Origin of the sequence: Mycoplasmopsis bovirhinis (assembly GCF_900660515.1) — a bacterium.
Lineage (GTDB): Bacteria > Bacillota_I > Bacilli_A > Mycoplasmatales > Metamycoplasmataceae > Mycoplasmopsis > Mycoplasmopsis bovirhinis.
Genome location: NZ_LR214972.1, coordinates 122,476 through 145,936, shown reverse-complemented (window position 1 = coordinate 145,936; position 23,461 = coordinate 122,476). Strand labels below are relative to the sequence as shown.

General features: G+C 26.6%; 24 protein-coding genes, 2 tRNA genes and 1 other RNA gene. 13 read left to right on the top strand and 14 right to left on the bottom strand.

Annotated features, from left to right (window positions below):
* Nucleotides 1-20 precede the first annotated feature (20 nt).
* The 5 genes from EXC44_RS00545 (at nucleotide 21) to EXC44_RS00525 (ending at nucleotide 5,968) form a co-directional block, all read left to right on the top strand.
* Nucleotides 21-1,199 (top strand): hypothetical protein, encoded by a 1,179-nt coding sequence (locus tag EXC44_RS00545; RefSeq protein ID WP_129620964.1) that lies wholly within the window; start codon nucleotides 21-23, stop codon nucleotides 1,197-1,199.
* Nucleotides 1,199-2,170 carry a DHH family phosphoesterase gene (locus EXC44_RS00540; RefSeq protein WP_129620963.1) on the top strand — a complete coding sequence of 324 codons (972 nt, stop codon included), beginning with the start codon at nucleotides 1,199-1,201 and terminating at the stop codon, nucleotides 2,168-2,170. Before EXC44_RS00545 ends, EXC44_RS00540 begins: the two co-directional genes overlap by 1 nt.
* Nucleotides 2,170-3,135: a DHH family phosphoesterase gene (locus EXC44_RS00535; RefSeq protein WP_129620961.1), complete on the top strand. Its 966-nt coding sequence runs from the start codon at nucleotides 2,170-2,172 to the stop codon at nucleotides 3,133-3,135. The genes EXC44_RS00540 and EXC44_RS00535 overlap by 1 nt, the downstream gene beginning before the upstream one ends.
* A 1-nt stretch (nucleotide 3,136) precedes the next feature.
* The gene (locus EXC44_RS00530; protein WP_129620959.1) at nucleotides 3,137-4,108 is read left to right on the top strand and encodes a DHH family phosphoesterase; all 972 of its coding nucleotides are present in this window, start codon (nucleotides 3,137-3,139) and stop codon (nucleotides 4,106-4,108) included.
* 102 nt (nucleotides 4,109-4,210) lie between these two features.
* Nucleotides 4,211-5,968 carry an endonuclease gene (locus tag EXC44_RS00525; RefSeq protein WP_129620957.1) on the top strand — a complete coding sequence of 586 codons (1,758 nt, stop codon included), beginning with the start codon at nucleotides 4,211-4,213 and terminating at the stop codon, nucleotides 5,966-5,968.
* A 40-nt stretch (nucleotides 5,969-6,008) separates the two neighbouring features.
* Here EXC44_RS00525 and EXC44_RS00520 read toward each other — a convergent pair whose 3' ends face one another.
* On the bottom strand, nucleotides 6,009-7,298 hold the full coding sequence (locus EXC44_RS00520; protein WP_129620955.1) for a glucose-6-phosphate isomerase: 1,290 nt from the start codon (nucleotides 7,296-7,298) through the stop codon (nucleotides 6,009-6,011).
* Between the two features lie 49 nt (nucleotides 7,299-7,347).
* Nucleotides 7,348-7,926, bottom strand: a complete 579-nt coding sequence (locus EXC44_RS00515) for a thymidine kinase (protein ID WP_129620952.1) — start codon at nucleotides 7,924-7,926, stop codon at nucleotides 7,348-7,350.
* A 189-nt stretch (nucleotides 7,927-8,115) separates the two neighbouring features.
* On the opposite strand from EXC44_RS00515, the gene EXC44_RS00510 reads away from it, so the two are divergent.
* Together EXC44_RS00510 and EXC44_RS00505 are read left to right on the top strand one after the other, a co-directional pair.
* Nucleotides 8,116-8,778 carry a deoxynucleoside kinase gene (locus tag EXC44_RS00510; RefSeq protein WP_120161173.1) on the top strand — a complete coding sequence of 221 codons (663 nt, stop codon included), beginning with the start codon at nucleotides 8,116-8,118 and terminating at the stop codon, nucleotides 8,776-8,778.
* Between the two features lie 3 nt (nucleotides 8,779-8,781).
* Nucleotides 8,782-9,459, top strand: coding sequence for a deoxynucleoside kinase (locus tag EXC44_RS00505; RefSeq protein ID WP_120161175.1), 678 nt, complete (start codon nucleotides 8,782-8,784; stop codon nucleotides 9,457-9,459).
* 15 nt (nucleotides 9,460-9,474) lie between these two features.
* Here EXC44_RS00505 and EXC44_RS00500 read toward each other — a convergent pair whose 3' ends face one another.
* Nucleotides 9,475-11,292, bottom strand: a complete 1,818-nt coding sequence (locus tag EXC44_RS00500; protein ID WP_129620944.1) for a hypothetical protein — start codon at nucleotides 11,290-11,292, stop codon at nucleotides 9,475-9,477.
* Nucleotides 11,293-11,394: 102 nt separating this feature from the next.
* Nucleotides 11,395-11,680: RNase P RNA component class B (gene rnpB, locus EXC44_RS00495), an RNA gene on the bottom strand.
* A gap of 45 nt (nucleotides 11,681-11,725) precedes the next feature.
* On the opposite strand from rnpB, the gene EXC44_RS00490 reads away from it, so the two are divergent.
* Complete coding sequence (locus EXC44_RS00490) at nucleotides 11,726-13,006, top strand: nicotinamide mononucleotide transporter family protein (protein WP_223213744.1); 1,281 nt, start codon at nucleotides 11,726-11,728, stop codon at nucleotides 13,004-13,006.
* A 546-nt stretch (nucleotides 13,007-13,552) separates the two neighbouring features.
* Here the strand turns inward: EXC44_RS00490 and EXC44_RS00485 are convergent.
* The 3 genes from EXC44_RS00485 to EXC44_RS03895 all read right to left on the bottom strand — a co-directional run bounded on the left by EXC44_RS00485 (nucleotide 13,553) and on the right by EXC44_RS03895 (nucleotide 16,817).
* The gene (locus EXC44_RS00485; RefSeq protein ID WP_129620940.1) at nucleotides 13,553-14,470 is read right to left on the bottom strand and encodes a hypothetical protein; all 918 of its coding nucleotides are present in this window, start codon (nucleotides 14,468-14,470) and stop codon (nucleotides 13,553-13,555) included.
* Entirely contained in the window at nucleotides 14,463-16,286 is a 1,824-nt protein-coding gene (locus EXC44_RS00480) for a S8 family serine peptidase (RefSeq protein WP_129620938.1), read from the bottom strand. The genes EXC44_RS00485 and EXC44_RS00480 overlap by 8 nt, the downstream gene beginning before the upstream one ends.
* A 357-nt stretch (nucleotides 16,287-16,643) precedes the next feature.
* Nucleotides 16,644-16,817: a hypothetical protein gene (locus EXC44_RS03895; protein WP_165001831.1), complete on the bottom strand. Its 174-nt coding sequence runs from the start codon at nucleotides 16,815-16,817 to the stop codon at nucleotides 16,644-16,646.
* 107 nt (nucleotides 16,818-16,924) lie between these two features.
* Here EXC44_RS03895 and EXC44_RS00475 point away from each other — a divergent pair.
* The 3 genes from EXC44_RS00475 (at nucleotide 16,925) to EXC44_RS00465 (ending at nucleotide 17,955) form a co-directional block, all read left to right on the top strand.
* Nucleotides 16,925-16,999: transfer RNA gene (locus EXC44_RS00475), tRNA-Cys, on the top strand.
* A 12-nt stretch (nucleotides 17,000-17,011) separates the two neighbouring features.
* Nucleotides 17,012-17,088 (top strand) — tRNA-Arg (locus EXC44_RS00470).
* Between the two features lie 120 nt (nucleotides 17,089-17,208).
* Complete coding sequence (locus tag EXC44_RS00465) at nucleotides 17,209-17,955, top strand: phosphotransferase (protein WP_120161193.1); 747 nt, start codon at nucleotides 17,209-17,211, stop codon at nucleotides 17,953-17,955.
* A gap of 106 nt (nucleotides 17,956-18,061) precedes the next feature.
* Here the strand turns inward: EXC44_RS00465 and EXC44_RS03890 are convergent, their stop codons facing one another.
* Together EXC44_RS03890 and rsmG are read right to left on the bottom strand one after the other, a co-directional pair.
* Nucleotides 18,062-18,211 carry a hypothetical protein gene (locus tag EXC44_RS03890; protein ID WP_165001830.1) on the bottom strand — a complete coding sequence of 50 codons (150 nt, stop codon included), beginning with the start codon at nucleotides 18,209-18,211 and terminating at the stop codon, nucleotides 18,062-18,064.
* 544 nt (nucleotides 18,212-18,755) lie between these two features.
* Nucleotides 18,756-19,451, bottom strand: coding sequence for a 16S rRNA (guanine(527)-N(7))-methyltransferase RsmG (rsmG, locus tag EXC44_RS00460; protein ID WP_129620936.1), 696 nt, complete (start codon nucleotides 19,449-19,451; stop codon nucleotides 18,756-18,758).
* 160 nt (nucleotides 19,452-19,611) lie between these two features.
* Here rsmG and rplU point away from each other — a divergent pair, with 160 nt between their 5' ends.
* Nucleotides 19,612-19,923, top strand: a complete 312-nt coding sequence (rplU, locus tag EXC44_RS00455; protein ID WP_099309369.1) for a 50S ribosomal protein L21 — start codon at nucleotides 19,612-19,614, stop codon at nucleotides 19,921-19,923.
* 7 nt (nucleotides 19,924-19,930) lie between these two features.
* Nucleotides 19,931-20,194, top strand: coding sequence for a 50S ribosomal protein L27 (rpmA, locus tag EXC44_RS00450; RefSeq protein WP_099309370.1), 264 nt, complete (start codon nucleotides 19,931-19,933; stop codon nucleotides 20,192-20,194).
* A 33-nt stretch (nucleotides 20,195-20,227) separates the two neighbouring features.
* Here rpmA and EXC44_RS00445 read toward each other — a convergent pair whose 3' ends face one another.
* The 5 genes from EXC44_RS00445 to EXC44_RS00425 form a co-directional block, all read right to left on the bottom strand.
* Entirely contained in the window at nucleotides 20,228-20,968 is a 741-nt protein-coding gene (locus EXC44_RS00445) for a DNA-processing protein DprA (RefSeq protein ID WP_129620934.1), read from the bottom strand.
* 73 nt (nucleotides 20,969-21,041) lie between these two features.
* Nucleotides 21,042-21,620 (bottom strand): SMC-Scp complex subunit ScpB, encoded by a 579-nt coding sequence (gene scpB, locus EXC44_RS00440; RefSeq protein ID WP_120161197.1) that lies wholly within the window; start codon nucleotides 21,618-21,620, stop codon nucleotides 21,042-21,044.
* Complete coding sequence (locus EXC44_RS00435) at nucleotides 21,610-22,374, bottom strand: segregation/condensation protein A (RefSeq protein WP_120161199.1); 765 nt, start codon at nucleotides 22,372-22,374, stop codon at nucleotides 21,610-21,612. The genes scpB and EXC44_RS00435 overlap by 11 nt, the downstream gene beginning before the upstream one ends.
* Nucleotides 22,367-23,122, bottom strand: a complete 756-nt coding sequence (locus tag EXC44_RS00430; RefSeq protein ID WP_129620932.1) for a lysophospholipid acyltransferase family protein — start codon at nucleotides 23,120-23,122, stop codon at nucleotides 22,367-22,369. The genes EXC44_RS00435 and EXC44_RS00430 overlap by 8 nt, the downstream gene beginning before the upstream one ends.
* A 17-nt stretch (nucleotides 23,123-23,139) precedes the next feature.
* The gene (locus EXC44_RS00425) at nucleotides 23,140-23,457 is read right to left on the bottom strand and encodes a 4'-phosphopantetheinyl transferase superfamily protein (protein ID WP_197723761.1); all 318 of its coding nucleotides are present in this window, start codon (nucleotides 23,455-23,457) and stop codon (nucleotides 23,140-23,142) included.
* Nucleotides 23,458-23,461: the final 4 nt, after the last annotated feature.

The window sequence follows — 23,461 nt, the reverse complement described above, 5'->3', positions numbered from 1 at the left end:
AAATTTAGTAAAATTAAAATATGAAAAAGAAATTTAATTTTCGATTATTATTTCTTTCCTCGCTTGTTTTGCCTGTTGCTGTGAGCGCTTCATGTACTTCGGAAAGTAGAGTTGAAGATTCAATTAATGATTTAAATAATTATTTAAAAACTTTAGAAGCGCAAAATAAGCCAAGATATAAATATTATTTACCAATTTTAAAATATAAAATTAGCTCTTTAAATGGATTTTTAGAAACGCAAAAAGAGAAAGGTTATTATTTTAGTGAAGCACAATGAAATAATTTAAATGCTCAAATTAAAGCTAATAAGCTATTTTATGATCAAATTAAAGCCCAGCTTGATTTGCTTACTGAAACTGACCTAAATGATCCAAATAAAGGGATTAAATCTGAAAAGTTTTTAGATTTATATTTTATTATGCATGGCTTAAATGAACCTGAGTTTTCATCTTTTAGAGAGTTTGTTAAACAATATGGAATTTTAAATTGATGGTTAAATTATTCAAAGGCTAAAATAATTAGTGAATATTTAGAAACAATTCCTTTAGCTATCGATGAATCCTTAGCTAAAGACCTATCAAATTATTATCGAACTACTGATAAAATATATAATTCTTATTTGATCTATAAATTCGAAGATCCAAGTAATGAAATTAGGAAAATTGAGAAATTTGCTAATGATTATGAATCATTAGCAAAAGAAAGACTTAAAACTTTAAAAAATTTAAATTCTCAAACTTACCAAAATTCCTTAGAAAATTTTGAGCTTTTACTTTCAAAACAAAAAGAATTAGTAAAGTTTTTTAATAGTGAATATTCCAAATATTTAGAAATCATTAATTTAGTTAAAAAAAGCTATTTTGATACGTTGCAAATTAATAGTATTTTAAAAAGTGAAGTTTATGAATCGTGGCTTAAAAGTTTTGAAAAACAAATTCCTGTGGTTATAATTTGAATTCAAGAAACTTTAAAATACCATACTAAGTTTAGCATTTATAATCAAACTAGCTTTAAAAATTCTTTTCAAAACTTCTTAACTCAAGAAGAATTTAATAATTTAATTGATGAGCAAAAGTCTCAACGAGAAAATTTTAACAAGCTTGAAAATATTATGCAAAACTTAGTTAAAATAACTCAAGATTTAAATATTTATAAAGAACAAATTAAACAATTTACTGAAAATAATAAAGGAGGATAATGCAAATAGGAAATTCACAAGTTGCAATTAATGCAATTGAAAAATATGAAAATATTATTATTTTTCACCATACTAATCCTGATGGCGATTGTCTAGGATCACAAGCGGGTTTAGCTGAGTTAATTAAAACTAATTATCCAAACAAAAATGTTTACACAATTGGTGATAATAAAGATAACTTTCACTTTATGAATTATCATTTTGATAAACTAGAAGATTTAAATTTTGATAATTCATTAGCAATAGTGGTTGATGCTTCAAGTGGTGATCGCATTGAACATGCTGAACTTTTATATCAAAAGAAAACAACAGCCCGTTTAAGAATTGACCATCATCCTAATGAAGCAGATATTGACTATGAATATAATTATGTCGATGAGCATTTTGTTGCAGCTGCTGAAATGATAGCTCAAATTGCTTTTGATGCTAAATGAAAAGTAAGTCAAAAAGCATCAGGGCACATTTATTTAGGTATTAACACTGATTCAGGGAGGTTCTTATACCCTGATACAAGTGCTAGAACTTATAAGCTTGTAGCTTTTTTAATGCAAAATGGATTTCATCCAAATGAAATTTTACGAAATTTGAACAAGCGTAATTTATTAGATATTCAAATCTCAGGTCATATTTTATCTAACTTTAAACAACAAGGAAGAGTTTTATATTTTTATGCCAATAAAGCATTTTTAGAGCAATTTAAGTTAACTCCATATCAAGCTTCGCAATATGTTAATGTTTTAGCTAATATTGGAGATAATTATTGTTGAGTTTTATTTATTGATTTAGAAGATCAAACTATTAGAGCTAGAATTCGTTCTAATGGGCCATCTATGATTCCTGTTGCCAAAAGTTATGGTGGGGGAGGTCATAATGACAGGGGTGGTTTTATTATTCAAAGTACAGATCTAATAACAAATGTTATTAATACATTAAACCAATCAATTATAAAATGAGAAGGAGAAAATAAATAATGCAAATAGGAAATTCACAAGTTGCAATTAATGCAATTGAAAAATATGAAAATATTATTATTTTTCACCATATTCGCCCTGATGGCGATTGTCTAGGATCACAAGCGGGTTTAGCTGAGTTAATTAAAACTAATTATCCAAACAAAAATGTTTACACAATTGGTGATAATAAAGATAACTTTCACTTTATGAATTATCATTTTGATAAACTAGAAGATTTAAATTTTGATAATTCATTAGCAATAGTGGTTGATGCTTCAAGTGGTGATCGCATTGAACATGCTGAACTTTTATATCAAAAGAAAACAACAGCCCGTTTAAGAATTGACCATCACCCTAATGAAGCAGATATTGACTATGAATATAATTATGTCGATGAGCATTTTGTTGCAGCTGCTGAAATGATAGCTCAAATTGCTTTTGATGCGAAATGAAAAGTAAGTCAAAAAGCATCAGGGCACATTTATTTAGGTATTAACACTGATTCAGGGAGGTTCTTATACCCTGATACAAGTGCTAGAACTTATAAGCTTGTAGCTTTTTTAATGCAAAATGGATTTCATCCAAATGAAATTTTACGAAATTTAAACAAACGTAATTTATTAGATATTCAAATCTCTGGCGAAATTCTTTCTGGCTTTAAGAAACAAGGAAGAGTTTTGTACTTTGAAATCAATCAAGACTTTTTAGATAAATATCAAATTGACTCATTAAAAGCAGCAGTATATGTTAATGAATTAGCTAACATTGAAGATAATTCATGTTGAGCTTTATTTATCCAAATGGAAGATGGTAAAATTAGAGGTCGTTTAAGATCTAATGGACCATTAGTTAATGAAGTAGCATATGAATTTAATGGTGGAGGACATGATAATGCTGCTGGAATTACACTTGATTCATTTGATCAAGTTCCTAAAGTCTTAGAATTATTAAATAAAGCTATTATTAAATGGGAGGCAAAATAACATGAAAATAGGTAATTTAGAATTAGTAACTAAAGAATTATATAAATATGATAGCATAGTAATTTTTCACCATATTCGCCCTGATGGCGATTGTCTAGGATCACAATTTGGTCTTAGAGAATTATTAAGAACTAATTTTCCAGATAAAAAAGTTTATGCTATAGGAGATGCTAAAAACTCTTTTAGCTTTTTAGATTTCCAAATGGACAAAGTACCAAGCGATGAAGTTTTAAAAAAATCTTTAGCTGTTATTGTGGATGCAAACTTTAAAGAGCGTATTGAACTAAGAGAAGTTTTAGATAAAGATATCTTTCCTCAAGTTATTAGAATTGATCATCATCCTAATGATGATGATTTGGGCCAAAATGCTATTAGATGAGTTGACAGTTCATATTGCGCTGCTGATGAAATGATAAGTGAAATAGCCGTGGTAAATAGTTGAAAAATTACTCCTAAGGCAGCAAATTATTTATACTTAGGAATTAACACTGATTCAGGAAGATTCTTATTTAATACAGTTAGCGCAAGAACTCTTTATCTTGCTTCAAAACTTTATGAAGCGGGGTTAGAAGCTGATTATGTGCATACTAATTTATCACAAAGTTCACTAGATGATTTAAAATTTAACTCATGACTTTTATCTACTTTAAAAACCCGTGATGGAGTAGCTTACATTCAAAATTCACTAACAGAAACAAAAAAACATGGTAAAACACCAAATTCATCAATGCGAGTTAATGCTATTGCAAATATTAAAGGATATCCATTATGAGTGCAATTTTTAGAAGAAGAAGATGGTAAAATAAGAGTGGAATTTAGATCTAATGGACCAATTGTACGTAACGTTGCACTTAAATGAGGTGGCGGAGGTCACGAGCGAGCTTCTGGTGCAATTATTGAATCTTTTGACTTAGTTGAAAAAGTTATTGATGATTGTGTTTTAGAAGTCAAAAATTATTTAGCAATTAAGTAATAATTTTATTAATTAAGTAACTTAAACACGTTTTAAAACTTTGTTTAAGTTTTTTTATAAATATCTGCATAATATAATGGTAAATAATGTTAAAATATTAATATGAAGACCAAAATTACAAAACTAACCAAGAAATTAACCTTTAGCCTTTTAAGTCTTACAGCATTACCCTTATTTGCTTTAAGTTGCACAAAGAAAGAAACTGAGAAACCCGAGCCTACACCTATTAAAGTTGATCCAAATATAACTGAGGCTAACAGTTATAAAACTACTTATAATGAAGTTTTAAATAAAACTGAAACAACTATTAGAGAAAATGATGAAACAAATGTTAATAATGCTTTAAATGCCTATAATGCTTTGAGTGAAGGTGCTAAAGCTAATTTAACAGATGAAAAAACATTATTAGATAAATTAGTTGCTAAAATAACTGAGCTTAAAAAAGCAAAAGCAAATACAACCACTGAGCCAAAACAAGAAGAACCTAAAACGCCTTCAAACCAAGACCAAAACAAAGATGTAACTAGTTTAAATATGTATCAACTTTGAGAAACAGATGATATTGGAGCAACTTTTGATAAATTACTTGAAGAGTACAAAAATAAACAAAAAACTGATAAAGTTTTAAAAGAAATGCAAAATTATGGACCTAATTCGAATACAGAACAAAATTACTACCTTTCAATTGCTGGTTCAGGAGGAAAACCCGAGACAGCTATTTTAAAACTTAAAGACGGTTTTGATTATAAAAAATTAAAAGGAACAGTTCCTAAAAAAGACCGTAGATTTTATGCAGAATTTAACGAAACTACAAGAGAATTAAAAATTACTTATAGTTATGACGGAAAAGAGTATCGAGATACTATTATTATCCCGGTTGCTAAAACTGCTAATAATTACAAAGATCAAAATCAAAACCCACCAACAAAACAGGAAAATCAAAATTCTAATAATATTGCTCAAACACAAACTTTATCAAAAGAAGAGTTATTAGCTAAACATAATGATAACCTTAGTAAATATAACTTAGTTTATGATCCATCTAATAATTATTACGCTTCATTAGAAGGAAAAAGTGGAGAAGAATTATTAACTGCTTTAGTACAATTGCAAACTCGAAATCTAAGCACCTTAGCTTCTAAAAACTATGATGGACTAAAGGGATTTTATGATCAGTATGCAGCTTTTAAAGATGCATTTTATGAAAATAATAACTCTATTTTAGACATATATTCAGAAAATCCTAATGGATCTGATCCTTACGAATATACTACTTATAGTTCAAGTGCAGGTTCAAGTGCAAGTAATGAAGGTCAAGGTATGAACCGTGAGCATTTAATTCCACAATCATGATTTAATAAAGCAACACCAACAGTGCATGATGCGCATTTTGTGTGACCTTCGGATATTAGGGTTAATGCTTTAAGAGCTAATTATCCTCATGGCAATGTTGTTACAACTCGAACTACTACACAAAATGGAGCTAAATTAGGAACAGACCAAGAATCTAATATTGTTTTTGAGCCAGTAGATGCTTTTAAAGGAGATATTGCTAGGGCTTATTTTTACTTTATGATTACTCATAAAGATAAACTAGTTGGTACTCAAAACCATATCTTTTTAAATCAATATTCAAATACTACGTTATATCTTAAACAAACTTATTTTAATTACTACTTACAATGAGATATCAATGACTATGTTTCAAAATTTGACGTAGTTCGCAACAATGAAACATATAAATATCAAAACAACCGTAATCCTTTTATTGATTATCCAGATTTAATTTTAAAAATTACCGGTGATGATACAACTCCATTTACTAACAAAGGCGTTTTAATTGACATTAGTTCCAAATAACTTAAACAAAAAGACAAACTTTAAAATTTGTCTTTTTTACTTATTTATTAGTTTTTGTTAAAGTATTAAGAATATTATTTTTATAAACATCTAAAGCTGGTTGTTCAAATGGTTCAAGATTCAACAAATATGTACTCATTAACATTGCATTATGAAAGAAAGTAAATAAAGCACCAAGCGAACTTTCGTCATAAGCATCAAATTTAATTAAGATAATAGGATCTTCATGTTTAGATTTATAATTATATTCAACAAGATCATAAGAAGGATTTAAAGCAATCTTTTGATCTTGTTGATCTAAATAATTTAATAAATCATATTCTTTATGATTTGAGTTTAGTTTTAAATTTTTTAAAGGATTTAAGCAAAGTAACATTGTTTTAAAAGCTAAAGTAGTATTATTATTGATATTTTCTAATTTTTGATCATTATAAGCTTCAATACTTGGTCAAATCCCCTTGCCTTCTTTTCCTTCTGAATTAGCTACTAATTGCTTTCACCACAAACTAAAGGCTTTAAGCCTTGGTTCATGATAAATTAGTTTCTCAATTGCAAAAGCTTTTTCTTGGTTTAAATAATGTCTTGTTGCAGCATATAAATAAGCAAAGTTTTTAGTTGCTTGTAAATTATCTAATTCTTCTTGCATTTTAGTTGCAGCTTTAAGCATTGCTGCAACGTCAATTCCAGCACACATAAAAGCAAATAGACCTAAGGGCGTTAAAATTGAGTAGTGACTTGGTGAATTTTTGGGTACTAAAAAATATTTATAATTATGTTTTTTAGCATATTGCAACAAACTACCTTGGTTGTCTTGTGAAACTACGATAATATAAGAGTTAGTATTTTCTAGTTCTTTTTTTGTTAGTAAATTATGAAACTCTTTAAAGGTAATTAAAGTTTCGATTGTATTACCTGAATTTGAAATTACTAAAATAGCAAATTTAGTATCACTAACTAAATTAAGTTTGTAAACTAATTCATCAGCAGATAGATCATTAGAGGCAAAAATTAGTTCTAAATCTGGTTCATTATTAGTGTATTTGCTATAAATAAATTCATAACCAGCCCTAATTCCTAAATAAGTTCCACCAGCAGCAATTACAACTACTTTTTTAACACCATTATATTTTCACTCTTTAGCTTTATTATGCATTGCTAAAAATGTTTCTTTATCATAATTGCTTGGATAAGTGATTCAAGCTAAAGAATCTTTTTTTGCTAAGCTTTGTTTTTTTAGATCATTGTGAATTTTGAGTATTTTTGTTTCTAAATACTCTAAATCCCTTAAAGGTCTTCTTAAAGCACTTGTGATATCTATTTTTATTTTCATTTGATAACCTATAATTATTTATATAGTTTATATTATATAAAAAATTATATTATACTTTATGACGTTTTTTAGCTTTTTGACCAAGAATATGACATTTACGACATCTTGCTTCATATTCTAAATCTCCAAGCATATTTAATTCTTGACTATCTTCTTTGCGAAAACTAAAAGCAGCATCTGATTTACATACCAAACATACTGCTTTTAGTTTTTTAACTTCGTCAGCAATTGCTAAAAGTCCTGGAGTTACTCCAAAAGGTCTACGTAAAAAATCCATATCTAGTCCACTGGCTATAACTCTAACTCCATTTAATACAAGATGGTCAATAACCTCAAAAATTCCTTCATCTAGGAAATTAATTTCATCAATTGCAACACTTTTACAATCTTTATTTCAATAGTTTAAAATTTCTTTTGCTTCTTTAATTACAATAGCATTAACTTGTGCCCCTGTTCGACTGACAACTTTTTGAGCATCAAAGCGAGTGTCAAAAGATGGCTTAAATACTAAGGTTTTAATTTCAGCTATTTCTAAAATTTTAATACGTTTGAGTAATTCTTCTGTTTTACCAGAGAACATTGGACCAGTAATTAGTTCTAAGGTTCCTTCGGGTTTTTTTAATCTCATAGCTTTCCTTTCTTGGTGTTGTGATAAATTAAAATTTTAAACCAAAAAATAAAAAAAGTCAAATAGATTTTTAAAAAATTAGAGATAATTAAAACTAATATGGAAATTTGTGGAAAAAATTTTATTTCTGATTTTTTTTGTTAAAATTCAAACTTAGCAAGATAAAATTTTAGAAAGGTAAATAATACTATGTTAATAGGAATTAGCGGGATGATTAGTAGCGGTAAAAGTACCTTAACTACTAAATTATATAAACATTATACTTCATCATTAATGCTAGAAGAATATGATGAAAATAATGTTGTTTTTAACCAATTTTTAGAATGGTTGTACCAAAAACAACCAAATTTAACTATGGGTTTTCAAACTTATGTTGTTGAAAACCATACAACTAAATTAAATGAATTGATTCAAAAATTTCGGAAAATGAACAAAGATTTCCAAAAAGATCATATCTTTTTGGATCGTTTTAGCATTGAGCATTATATTTTTGCAAATGTTAATTTAAGACCAAAAGGCGAGCTTTATCTTAAAGGGTATGATGCATTATTTGAAAATTTAATTACAGACCAAGAAACACCTGATTTAGCGATTTATTTAGATATGAGCTATGAGACATTTGAAAAGCGTTTATTTGAACGTGGAAGAGCTGTTGAAATTGATAATTACCAAGCTAACAAAGGGTATTTCCAGACACTTTATCAAGTTTATAAGGATCTTTTTGAAAAACAAGCTAAAAAATATAATTTAAATTATGTTGTAATTAATACTGATAATTTAAATGAAGAGCAAGTATTCCAAAAAGCCTTAGAAATTATCGAAGCTTTTGATCAAGGAAATATAAGAAGGTAAAGTATGGTAGTTGCAATTAGTGGCATGATTGGATGTGGTAAAAGCACTTTATCAAAAGAATTAAATCATTATTATGCAAATTCTATTTTAGTTGAAGAATTTGATAATGATGATCCAGTTTTTAACTGTTTTTTAAAATGATTGTATGAAAAAGAACCTAATATTGATATTGCCTTTCAATCTTATATTATAGAATCATTAACTGAATCATTTCTTAAAGAAGAGCAAAAATTCTTAGAAAAATTTAAAGATCATGAAAATGGCTTTATGTTTTTGGATCGTTTTAATATTGAACATTATATTTTTGCAGTCATTACATTGGAGAAAAAAGACCCAAAGTATTTAAAGGCGTTTGATGCAATGTTTAAATATATTGTTGATGTTAATTTAAATCCTGATTTAGCAATTTATTTAGATGCAAACTTTGAGATAATAAAAGAAAGAATTTTGAAACGTGGGCGCAAAGTAGAAGTGGAAAATTTTGATGCAAATGAAGCTTATTTTCAAAGACTGCATGAGTTATATAAACCATTATTTATCAAACTTTGTGAATTTTATAAAATCCCTTATAAAATCATCCAAACAGATTTTAAGAGTGATTTAGATGTTTTTGATCAAGTTAAAGAATATATTGATAATTATAAATTTACCCAAAGAACAAAAAGTACTAGTTGCAAATAAACAACTAGTACTTTTTTAATGCTTAATTTTAAGGTAATAATAAGTATTTAATAGTGAATTAAGTTTTTCACTTACTCCCGAAATTCGTTTATGAGAAATAACACCTTCTTGGTCTTTTACTTCATAAATATTAATTGCTTTTTCATCATAAGTGTTATCATCTTTAACAAAGTAATTACGTCTAACAAGTTCATATTCAGCTATGTTGCTTGGTGTATAGTTAACAAAAGCAAAGTTTTCAAGGTTTTGATATTTTTCTAATAATAACTGACTAAAAGCTTCGCTATCAAAATCAATATGAGAAAATCCAAAAGCAACTTTAGCAATTAAATCTTCTTGTGTATGATTTTCTTCTAATTTAACTAACGCTTGAAAGATTGTTTTATAATTAGGATCATCTGTAAGTTTCTTGGCAACAAAATCATTAAATTTAGTTAAATTAGTATCATCAAGTTCTTTATTAAGATTTGAAGCATATAATTCAATTAGTTTTGTTTTAAATTCATTAAAAGCTGTTTCACTATGTGAATTAGGTAAATTTAATGAATTAAAGGCATTAATAAATTTATCTCTAAAAGCTACATTCAAATATTCATCATATATATTACGTATAATGGTAGTTGCTCCATTAGATTTATAAGGAGCTTCAATATTAGCATAAATGCTTTCACGCAATGTTTTGTATAAAATATCTTCAGTTTGTTTAGTTATTTTATTAGCTACAACTAAACCATCAACTAATAAAATATTTTCATGGAATTTAATTACTTCAATTGTTCCATTTGGTATTGGGATGCTTTTGCCTTCTTTATTAATTGTTTGTAATTCATTATCTTCTGAATAATATGCATCTAAAGCATCACCATTAAACATTAAAGCTGCATTAACATCATTAATTGAAACGTCTAACAAAGTTCGTAAAACTTCTAAACCATCTCCATTAAATGAAAAGATTTTACTTTCAATTGAATGATTAGTTGCAAGTTTAATTAAGTTTAAAAAACTATTAACAATTTCTTGGTAATTTTCGTTGGTGGTAATTTGTCCATAATTTGATTTAAGTTTATTATTTTGTACATTGTAGGGAGAACCATAAAGCATATTCACCCGCACAGCATCAGTGATTAATAAGTTTTCATAACCATTTTTATGAGTTGTATTTAAAATATTAATAAGTGAATTATATTTAGTTTGTTTAGTAAAATTAGTAATAGTAGTTGTTTTACTTAGCTCCTTGTAATTATCTTTTAATTTTTGATGAAAATCGTCAATTGGAGTTTTAGTATTCTTAAGTGGGTTAATTGCCACAACACCATCTTGGTGAAAGTAAGGCACAAAATATTCCCAAATGTGCAAAGGCTCATTGTATACATTACCATTTGCATCTGTGGTTAATTCAACATCATAACTTTCTAAATGTTTAAAAACTGTTGGTGTATAAATTTTTTGCAAAATTGCTTTTAATTCATCTTTAGTTTTAATTGGTTCTTTTAAATCCAGTAATTTTTCAAAATTAATTTTTTGAATAAAACCCCGTTTAATTAAATCAACAACTTGAAAATCACTCCCGATTCCAGCAATTGCTTTATTGTTATTTAGTGCCACAGTAAATTCGTCAATTTCATTAAATTCCTTATAATCAAAAGTTTGGTTAATTCGATCTTCATTTGCTTTTGAAACATAAGATTTATAATTAAAAAATGATGGCCGATATGGAAAGCTAAGTTTAAGTCCTATAATTAAGGAAATTATTGCTGCAAATATAACTGCAATAGTTATCATAAAAATATTTTTAAGGTTTTTAAATTTGAAAAAATTTTGAATATGTTCCATTTCCCTCCGCAGTATTTTTTTCAAATATTTTGGGAATATTTTAATACATTTTCTTTATCTTAAAAATAAAAAAAGAAAATATTTAAAAATATTTTCTTCTGTATCGATAAGCCGTGTTCTGTACATTAAAAATGTGCTGATAATTTATCTAATATCTTGATTTAAAATAACTTGATATTCTTCGAAATTGTTCATTTTCTATTCGAAGTTCCCCTACCAAATTTGGGTTTCTAGCTCATGGAGTTTACCCGTTTCACAATTCTCGTCTCTGTGGCACTAGTCGTTTTAAACTTAAGCTTCTTAGGCTTAACATGAACACTACCAGCATCGCAGCTGGTGCTAGCACGGACTTTCCTCTACTTTAAAAAAGCAGCTATCAGCTGATACTTAATAATATTACCATAAAATTGTAAAATGGTATATAATTTTATTTATGAATAAAACAATTCTACTATGATTCCAAAAATATTATCAAAAATTATTTTTAGTCTTATTCATGTTAATTTTAATTATTAATACCTTATATTCATTTGACTACAAATCATGAATTTGAACTGGTGAAATTTCAACTTGGCAAAAAATAATTGGAATTAGTATTTCTTTATCCGCAATTTTAGGAGTTTTATCAGTTGTCTTTTTTGCAATGCATAAGAATATAGCTTATATTTTAGGTATTTCAAATGCAATATTATATGCCTTATTTGCTTTTTCTTTTGGTTTAGCAATTGATGGATTTATTAATTTTGTGATTTATATTCCAATCATGTTTTTAACTTGATATAAAACAACCAGGATTAAAAATTCAAATAACTTATTTGAATCATTTCGCTCAAATATTTATTCAACAAGTTTTTTTGGATTTTTAACAGTTTTATTAACAATTAGTTTTTATTATGCTAATCCTTTAGTTAATAAATTTGTATTAAATTTATTGGGTAAAGATGGTATTGAAGTATATGGAAATAATTTTAAATATTTTACGGCTGGTAATATTTTAATTTCATTAATTAGTGCTTTATCGATTGTAGCATTAACTATGATGGTTATGGGCTTTAGAGATTCATGAATTATTTGGATTATTAAAAACTTTGTTTCATTTGCATTTTTTGGTGGAATTGGCTTTGTTAATATAACAACACTATTAATCAATGTAATTTATATGCTAATTTCACTTCATTTATTTTTAATAACAACAAATAAACGAAAAATTAGTATTGCCTTTAGCCACCAATTTGCTTTATTAGAATTAAAAGAATTTTTTAATAAACATAATTTTGAAATTTATGAAGCAGATTTTTATGATTTAGAGGATTCAAACCAAAATGAATATAAAAAACACTTAAAAGAATCATTAAAATTAGTTAAAGCTTCGCAATTTACTAAATATAATGTCTTTAATAATTATTTATTAGATGATATTTTAGCTTTAGATGAAATAAAGATAAAATCATTTTATGAAAAACTAACTTGAAAATATTTAAAATTAAGATATAAAATCTCGCTCGCGATGCAAAATAAATTAGACTATATTTTTATTTTACCAAATTCAGAATCATACTATGCATATAAAAATAAAACTAACTGAAGAAAGTTTGCTAAGGAAGTTATTTATTTTGAAGATTCTTTAATTTCTAATGTAGTAATCGAGAAACTTGATGCACTTTTAACAAAACAAGAGCAAAGTAATTTTAAAAAATATTTTACCAAAAGATAAATTAGTTGCCTACTAGCAGAAATCTGCTAGTTTTTATATTTTTAAAAATATCTTAAATATTATTTTAAATTTTCTGTAGAATAACATTTTTTAAACCATTTTTAACTTTTAACACTTGAATGTTGGTTTCAATTATTTTTTAATATTTAAGTGCAACTTGTTGTAAAAAAGACAGCAAAAAACACACCAAAAAATTTTTTCTTTGGAGACTAAATTGATAAATTAGACAAGGAAGAAATATTCGGACAAAATCCGAATATTTCTTCCTTGTCTATTTTGTTAATATCTCGCATTTGACATTTCCATTTAATATAAGTTTTTAAAATTTACTTTATGTCTACCAATATTATTAAATCAATTGAATTAGAATCATTTTATATGATAAAATTTTTCCTTTTGTAATATTTAAAATAATCTAAAAGTAAAATTTTATGGAAATATTAAATATAAAGCAACAACTTGTCAAATGTTTAGTTAATAAAAATATTTATACTTTAGTTGTTTTAAAAAACATTTGGATAATTCATCCAAATGTTTTTATTATACTTATGAAAATTTCTTTTCAAATTCTTCTTTGAACCATTTCTCAAATCTTTGTTTGTAAGATTCGTATTTTTCACCATATTCTCTAAAAATTTGATGATACTTTATATTATTACTCTTTTTTATTAAGTAAACTATTCAATATGTTGGCGGGTTTGTATTAACTTCTGCAGAGGTGGGGACCACCATATAGCTAGAACCATTTAATAAAAAATCATAGACAATATTAATAGTAACTTGATTTTCATCATAAGTAGGAATTATCATTTCGTCATAACGATAGTGTGTTGGCCGTCCGGTCTTGTGTATATAAATATTATTTTCTTCCAATACTTGATAAACATCTTGATTGTCTAAATAAAGTTCCTCAAATAATTTTTTAATTTGTGAATCTTGATTAAAATCTTCGTGTGGGTTTAGTTCTTTAAATCTGTTAATTATATATTTATCAAATTGATCTTTATTTGTTATTTTAACTGCACTTGCAATTGGTAGATATTCTAAGACATTTTTATCTCGTAAATAATCAAAACTATTATGGAAAAATGTTAAGTTAAATGGATAAATAGATTGTTTTTGTTTTCGTTCTTCTTTTATTTCGCTGCCGTTTGATTTGATCCAATCTTTAGGCGCAAAAATGTCTATTTTTGTGAATTGTTTATATTTAGAATAAACGGCATTATACATATCATAAGTTTGCTCAAAAGCATTTGCCTCTTTACTTGGGTCTACATCTAATAATATCTTATTGTCACTTGCTCTTTCTCATATTCCTTTATCTAAATCAGATATGTTAGGTTTTTTTAGTGGTGGAACAGGATCTGGCTTTGGTTTTGAAGGCTCAGGTGGGCTGGTATGTGTACACGAAAAAGTAATAAGTGGAGTTAATAAAGATCCAATCAATAATATTTTTTTATTCATTTTCATTCCTTACTACATGTGTTACAGCGACAATATCATCAACTGAATTATCAAAAGAGTTTGATGAGAATTTTAAAATTTTATATCGATAAGTACCAGCCACATCTGCTTTATGTTCGATTAATTCATCATTTGTTAAAATAGTCGAAACACGTTTTACAGTTATTCAATCACCATTAGAATTTTTCTGTTCTAAAAATAAATCATAATCAGTAAATCATTTATTAGATTGGCGATTTAACATTTCTTCTTTTTTAAGTCATAACTCATTCTCATGCTGGTTACCTCATTTTCTTGCTTCTGCAACTAAATCCTTTGTCCTATATTTTGGTGTTGTGTTATAAACATCGTTTCACCAATTACGATCATCAATCAATAATGGATTAATTACCCGTTCTTTTAATAAGCCAGCATTAAAAGTTCATGAACTAGATATTTTAATGGTTTGACCTTTGGTTAATTTTATTTCATCACTGGTAAGTATTGTATTATTAGAACTATTTGAGTTAAGTGTCTTAACTTTATAATTGTTTGCTGCTTGTAGCATTTCCTTAAAATCTACCGTTCCAGATCCATATTTTTGTTCATAACCACTTGTTTTATAAGTGAGATTTTGCAGTTTCGGACTCACTGCTGAAGCAGATAATATTGCTTTTACAATTGGAACTCTATTGTTACTATTTCTTATATCTTCTTTATACTTCATTAAATTAGAAATTAAACCTGTGACTATTGGTGCAGCATAACTGGTTCCAGCCGCATATCTATATTCTCCATAAACAGTGGTATAAATTTTTCCAGGTGCAACAACAAGCGGTTTAGAAATATTTTCGAATTCTTTAGATAATCTATAGTTAGAGTATTCAGCAACTTTATTTGATTTTAAACCTGAGTATGACGCAGAATTAGATAAAGCACCAACAACAACCGAATTAAATGATAATTGTGTGCCTGTTATTAAATGATTTTCATCTTTTCCGTCATTACTTGCACCAAATACGTTTATTACACCATATTTTCGTGATATATAATCTAAAAAGTACGAATTTTCAGAATACCCTTTTAAATATTTAGGTGAAATATATTTTTTGCCATTTTTATCAGTAAGGTATAGACTTAATCCATAGCTATGATTAATTACTCTTATTCCCTCATCTTTTACCATTTTCTCAATTGTCCTCATTCATTTACTGTCAAGATGTGTAAAAGTATGTAAATATATTTTTGATGATTTATCAATTCCATATTTTCCGCCTGTAATTAAGGAAACATTAGTTGAGTGAGTTTTTCATGCTTCTGTTCCGGGAATATCCAAATTATTTATTTCAATACCATTTTTAAAATAATGTTTAAATTTTTCATCAAACTTATGTGCCCAAACTTCAAGAATACCAATTTTATTGACATATGGATTATCTAAATAATCTTCAGCATTAACAATTGAAGAATTATGTGAAAAACTACTCTTGAAAAGGTAATGGTTTAAGTCTATTTTAGCACCAGGGTAATGGCTACTTATTTGTAATGCACCTGCTCCGGAATCAGAATCGGATAAATTACCTATTTGATGTGGAAATTGTAAGATTTTTTTATTTTCAAAAATTATTAATTTAAAAATTTCATTTCAATCTTTAATTTCTGCAACAAAGTTTTGTCTATCTCTTTCGTTTTCAAAATAAAACCAAACAATAGGCATCGTCGATAGCTTTTCAAATGATTTATAAATTAAATTTTTCTTATTAATTTTATTTATAAAATCGTTATTAAACTTGATTATAAATTCCTCGTTTTGAATTTTTATACCTGGATTTAACAATAATTTAAGTTCAAAATTATTGTTGATTGGAACAGAAACTTCTTGTTTATTAATGTTTATAACTTTTGCAGAATTTTGTGCTCTGACCTCAAATTTATCACTTGTGTAGAAATCATATCAATTTATTAGTTGTTTATTATGAACGGTCGATGTAGTAACTAAAAATGCTGTTCCACTAAATACTACACCTATCGTAGAAAAAGTTATTAATTTTTTAATTTTTTTCTCATAAAATATCCTCCATTAAATTATTTATAAAATAAAAAAATAAATATTTATAATAGTTTTCTATTTTTGTACACTTATATAAAATAAATTTATTTCTTGTTTATTACATGAATAAATTATATCATATTATTATTCTGTAATATCTTTTCCATTAATTTGGATTATCACATTTTTGTTTTTTGGTAAACTAAAAACACTTCAAATTCTATATCCAGGTACTACATCAGGTTCTGGTTTGATCATTTCGTTAATTAATATATTTAGTTTTATTGAATCACTATCTATTAAATGGAAATGTCACATGCAAAAAATCTTGCATGTGACATTTCCATTTAATAACATTAAAAATATCTTAAATATTATTTTAAATTTTAAAAAAATATATTATAATATATAAGCATTTTAAAGATGGCACTATAGCCAAATGGCCAAGGCATGGGTCTGCAAAACCTTGATTACGGGTTCGAATCCCGTTAGTGCCTCCATTTATGATATTTGCGCCCGTAGCTCAATTGGACAGAGTGTTTGGTTACGGCCCAAAAGGTTGCGGGTTCGACTCCTGCCGGGCGCGCCAAATTAAATTTTGACTTTGACATTTGTCACAGTCTTTTTTTATTAAATTTTCTTTAAATATAATATATTATTTTCTATTAAATGGTTTAAAATGTATATAAATATTTACAAAGGAGTAAAGATGGAAAAAATAAAATCTGGTTTTACAAATGATAGTTATAAAGATGGGAACTATTTTTACCAAATTAAAAAACCTAATAAATTTAACCATAAGCTAGATTATACATTACTTAGCAATTTTTCATTTGTACCTAAATTAATTGAAAATAATGAAAAAGAAATTAAGTGACAATGGATTGATACAAATGAAATAAAATTCACTAAAGAGCAATTAAAGGAAATTGCCCAAAACTTCCTTACCCTGCATAATTCTGAGCTTAAATTTCCTAAATCAAATCACTCACAAAGAGTAAAAGAATACAGAGCAATTTTAAAAGCTAAAAATATTAATTTAGAAATTTTAAATAAGTATTACCGCCGTATTAACAATATCTTAGCTCACAGTGAACATAACCGACCTTTACATAATGATTTATATAAAGGTAATTTATTATTAAATAAAGCTACTAATAAAATTATGTTTATTGATTGAGAATATGCCTCAATGGGTGATAAGCATTTTGATTTAGCTTATTTTATTTGTGGCTCATTTTTAACCAAGGAGCAAGAAAAAATCTTCTTAGATGAATATGATTCATACTGAGAAGAGTACTTAATTCAGCAAAAGATTTTAGTTTATTATTTAACAATCTTATGAATTCATGCCCAAGACATAATGCCTTTTAGTGATGAATATTGCATTAATAAACTTGAAGAAACTATTCAAGAATATAATTATTTAAAAAAGAATAATTTATTTAGAAATTAAATAAAAACTGGATATTTAAATATCCAGTTTTATAATTTTGAAATTTATTTCTCTTTATTAGTTTAGTACTGTTTTTCCTTGCTGGTTGTTTAGTCCCTGGATCTAGCTAGAAGACTATTTCTGCTCCGTCCCTTAAATCATCTGCATTATATTTTCCATAATCATCGCTTTTGTCTTCAAGATAATTCAAAGCACTATTTCTAGCTTCTCTAAGCTTATGTAATTTATTTACTATATCAAGAAGGTATTTTGTCATTATTTCTTGCTAAATTTAGCATCTCCTGTAGGCTTCAGGCAAGGTCAAAATATTTTTTTAAAATAAATTTTAGTTCTACAATTAAATTTCCAAGTACACTTATATCTACCAGATGTTACTTCATTTTGAATATACTCTAAGGTAATTCATTTACGATTTTTTGTGCATTTTCAACAGTGTTAAAATAATCATTTATTTGTTTAAAGATTTCTAAAAATATTTCATATTCTTTAAATAATGATTCATTTTCACTTGCTTTACTAAAGAATTTAATTTGTTTAAATAAATCTTTTCCAGTTCTAAAATTAGATTTAAATTTATCAATATCTAGATTATCTTCTCAATTATTATTTTGATTTTTGTAATCAGTGATTTGAGTAAGTTCTTGTAATGAATTTAATTTAGCATTAAAATTATATAAATCTAGACAAGGCAGAAATATTACGATTTTGTCTGAATATTTCTGTCCTATCTAATTTAGCATGCTTAAAATCGTTTTACGCTTATAAATCATTAATGTTATAATTTAACTTTAAAGATTTATTTAATTGATTTTTTTGATATCTTTCCATGAATATGGAAAAGTTTGTGGTGTTGATCTATGTTTAATTATCTTTATAATTTTATTATCGCGTGTATGGTTTGTTAGAGCTAAAGAACTTATTTCTAAATCATAATCCAGCTTTGTTAAAATATCTTTTGCTTCCAAAAGCTCTTCCTGATATTTTTTGCTTTTTAATAAAGTCATTTGTCCTTTAACTTTTACAAGATGAAATGATGACATTAACAAAGTTTTTATGCTTGCAACAGCCCTAGCAGTAACAAGATCAAAAATGTTTTTTTCTTTTACTTGCTCAGCTCTAGTAGCATAAACTGATACGTAAGATTGTAAGTTTAATTCTTTTATAACTAAATTAAGAAATTTAACTCTTTTTTGTAATGGCTCATAAATATAAATTTGGTTTTTTGGTTTAGTTAAAACATATGGAATCGAAGGAAAGCCTACTCCAGCACCAATATCTAAAATCTTGATTTGTTCAATATTTTTAGTTATTTGGAGCATAAAAACTAAAGATTCATAAATTCCCTCTTCTCAAAGTCTTTCACCACTAAAACCAGTCAAATTCATGACTTTGTTTTTTTCTTCAATTAATTTAACATATTTTTCAAATAAACTAAAGTCTCATGAATTTTCAACACACAACTCTTTTACTTTTGTTTGATATGATTTTTTTGACATAAAAATATTATAAATAATTATAATGGGAATTTTAATTTTTGGTATGAAAAAATAATTTTTTTTGTATAATAAATAAGTTACTCTTAAAAGTAACCGTTCCAAAAAGGTTTAAGTAGTTATAAACTCACCTCAAGGACGAGCCACTTAATGGAGGTATTGCATGTTAGCAATTATCGAAACCGGTGGGAAACAACTTCTAGTTAAAGAAGGACAAACAATTTTTATTGAGAAAATTGAAGGACAAGAGGGATCAGAAGTAAAATTTGATAAAGTGCTTCTTGTTGTTACTGATAAAAGCTCAAAAGTTGGTTCTCCTTTAGTAAAAAACGCTTCTGTTACAGGTGTAATCGAAAAACAAGGTAAAGCAAAAAAAATTATTGTATACCGTCACAACGCAAAATCAACTCACAAAAGAAAACTTGGTCACCGTCAACCATATACACGTATTAAAATTACTGCAATCAAAGGATAATTAGAAAATGGCAAAGACAAAAGCCGGTGGTTCTACTAAGAACGGTCGTGATTCGCATTCTAAACGTTTAGGTGCTAAGTTAGGTGATGGACAATTCGCAACAGCAGGATCAATTATTTACCGTCAAAGAGGTACTAAGATTCATGCTGGTGAGAATGTAGGGCGTGGTTCAGATGATACACTTTACACTTTAATTGATGGTTACATTAAATACCAAAACAGAAGAAATAGAAAATATGTTTCAGTTTACACCGAAAGAAAACAAAACTAAATTATAAAAAAACAAGTTTTTAAACTTGTTTTTTTATATTTGAATTGTCTCTGCAATGTAAGTAATCAATTTTGCTCCATTTTTAATTAGTTGATTATTTCCATCATTTAAACCATATCCAGGAAAACAAAAGACGTCTTTACCATGTTCTAAGAAATAATTAACTAAGTGGTGAGTTTTAGATTTTTCTTTTGAAGAAAAATATATTAGCTGGTCCGCAAGTAAAGAAGCAAAGTAGTTATCATTTTTAAAGTTTTCATATTCAATATTACATTCAAGTGGATATTTACTAATTACTATTTCATTTTCAAAATTTATCATATCTAACCTAAAATAATCAATGCCTGATTTAGCAATATGAATAATTTTCCCGCCATTTTTTCGGTATAATTTAATAAGTTCTTGTTCGGTATATTTATAACCATTTGTGACTAAAGTAGTATTTTCAACTAGTTGTTTAATATTATCTAAAATATATTTTTGGGTAAAGGTGGTATATACTTCGTTAACTAAGTATACTTTGATATGGTTGTTTTTTAAGATTTGTGGATTACCTTTATAATAAAGTACAAATGGTGGTTGTTTGCTTAAAATTAAATTAGTAGGGTAATAATAATCAACCATTGTTAGATAAGATATATTTTGAATGTTATATTTTTGTTTTTGTTCATTTAATACTTGATCATTTATTTTTTGGCCGCTTTTAATTGCTTGATAAACTTTGCTATTATCTCCAGCATATAAATTTGAAAAATAGAATAAGATATCAGACACAATTCCTCCATTTTCAAGATAGTTAAACTTTAAAAAAAGAACTGAAAAAGAAAAAATAACTAAAAAGTTTCTTTTAGTTATCTTCTCTTTGGCTTGAAAATAGATCAAAGTTAGCATTTTCGCTTTCTGTTGCATCAATATAATTAAAATCATTTATTTTAGGTAAATCCTTTAATGAAGTAATGCGAAAATGATCATAAAACTTACTAGTTACTCCATATAAAATAGGTTTCCCCGGAGTTGGTGAAATACCAACTTCTTCAATAACTCCTTTTTCAACTAAATTATTAATAATTGAATCAGAAGCAGCTCCACCACGAATTTTAGTGATTTGTGATTTAGTAATTGGTTGTTTATATGCAACAATTCCAGCTACTTCAATTGCTGCATTTGATAATTTATTTGGTCTTACAATTGTTACAAGTTTTGATACATAATCTTTTATTGATTCTCTTGTTGCTAGTTTATAAATTTCATCATAATTAACAACTTTAAGTCCTCGGTCTTCTTGATTATAAGATTTATGAAAGTCTTGCATAACTTTTTTTGCTTCAGTCACATTATTTAAATTAAATACTTGCTTAACTTGTTCTAAAGTTAAACCTTCATCACCTTGAATATATAAAAGAGCTTCTAAAATCTTATTTTTCATTGTAATATTCTCCTCTGCTTATATAAATAGTATCAAATTGCTTTACTTGATTTATCACTAAATATTGTCTACGGGCTAAATCAAGTAAAGCAATTAAAGTAATGACAAAATGTTGAATTGTTGGTTGGCTAAAGATTTCTTCAAACTCAATTCTTTCTTTTTGTTTTAAAAGATCTTTAATAAAAGGAATAATTTCAGCTGGTGTAACATTTATTTTTTCGATTTTAGTTTTACGTAATTCTTTAGCATAAACTCGCTCAAACATTCTTCTTAAAGTTGAAATTAAAGTCATTGGGCTTGAATGTCCATCAAGTTTAGAATTATCATTTTCTAGAATAAAACCAACAATATCACTTGGTTTTTTAATAAAGATGTTATTACGATTTTCTTGGAAAGTTTTTAAAGCTAATTGAATATCTTTAAATTGTTGATATTCAATTAGATCTTGTAAAAAGACTTTCTTTTCTTCTTCAACTTCTTGAATGGTTTCTGGATCATTTAACATTAATTTTGCCTTTAAATTAACCATCGTTGAAGCCATTAAAAGATAATCAGCAGCAACGTCAATTTCACTTTCTTTAATTTGGTTAATAATTTCAATATATTGGGTTGCCAATTCAATTAAATCAACATTCATAATGTCGATTTTTTTGTCCTTAATTAAATCTAGTAAAAGATCTAATGGACCATCAAAAACTTCTTTGATTTTAAAACTATATTCTGATGAATAGTCTACTTTTTTGTATTTACTCATTTTTATTTATTTCTGCTTGAATTAAGTTTTGAACTCTAGTAGCTAAAGCCTTTGCTTCTTGGCCAATAATATCTCTTGCCTTAATCATTGGTAAAAAATTCACTGTTACTTTAGTTCTGGAAGTTTTTGAACTGTTAAATGAATCTAAAGTGCCACTAATTGCCACAGGGACAATAGGAATAAATTTTTGCAATGCGACTTTAAAAGCACCAGCTTTAAATTCACCTAATTCTTTAGTTTTGATACGGTGAGCTTCGGGGAAAATAATTCCAAAAGTTTTTTTATCCCTAATATAATCACCAAAAGAATTTAAAGTTTTAAGACTGTTACGAAAATCATTAGGATTTAATAAAAAAGTATCTAATAATTTTATAGCATGTTTAATAGTAAAAGATTTCCCTAATTCTTCTTTTGCTACAAAAGTTGGAATTCTTTGTTCACTATTTTCTTGGTAGTCTTGTTTTTGTAAGGCAACCATTAAAGCTAAAACATCGGTATAAGATTTATGGTTTGGTGTTAATAATACAGCACCTGATTTAGGTAAGTTATCTATGCCTTTAACAGTTAAATCAATATTATAAATTTTTAAGATTTTTTTTGATAAATAACTTAGTTTATGATATCTTTCATAAACTGGAACAAAATCTGGTGTTTTTTTATATTTTTTAGCTAAGCGTTTAATAGAGATAAATCTAAAAAATCATGGAATTGAAAAAAGAATCATTTTTATTTTGGGAATAATAGTCATAAGAATACTCCATCTATTTATATATTTATTTTAACTACAAAAGCAATTAGCCAATTTGCTTCATGACTAATTGAGATTGCAAAATTTTGAAAAGTTCAGCGGTTATTAAGTTTAACAAGGTTAATTTTTGAAAATTCAAAATATTGATTATCTGCTTTAAAAATAGCTTCTTTGATTGCCCAAGCCCTAGCTAAAAATAAAGCCTTATCCTTTGAATTTACAAGTTTTTTAAAAAGTTCATATTCACCATCAGATAAAATCCTCCTAGCGAATTTTATTGATTTATTTTCAAAACGTGAAATTTGTGTTATGTCTACACCATTACTTAGTAACATATAG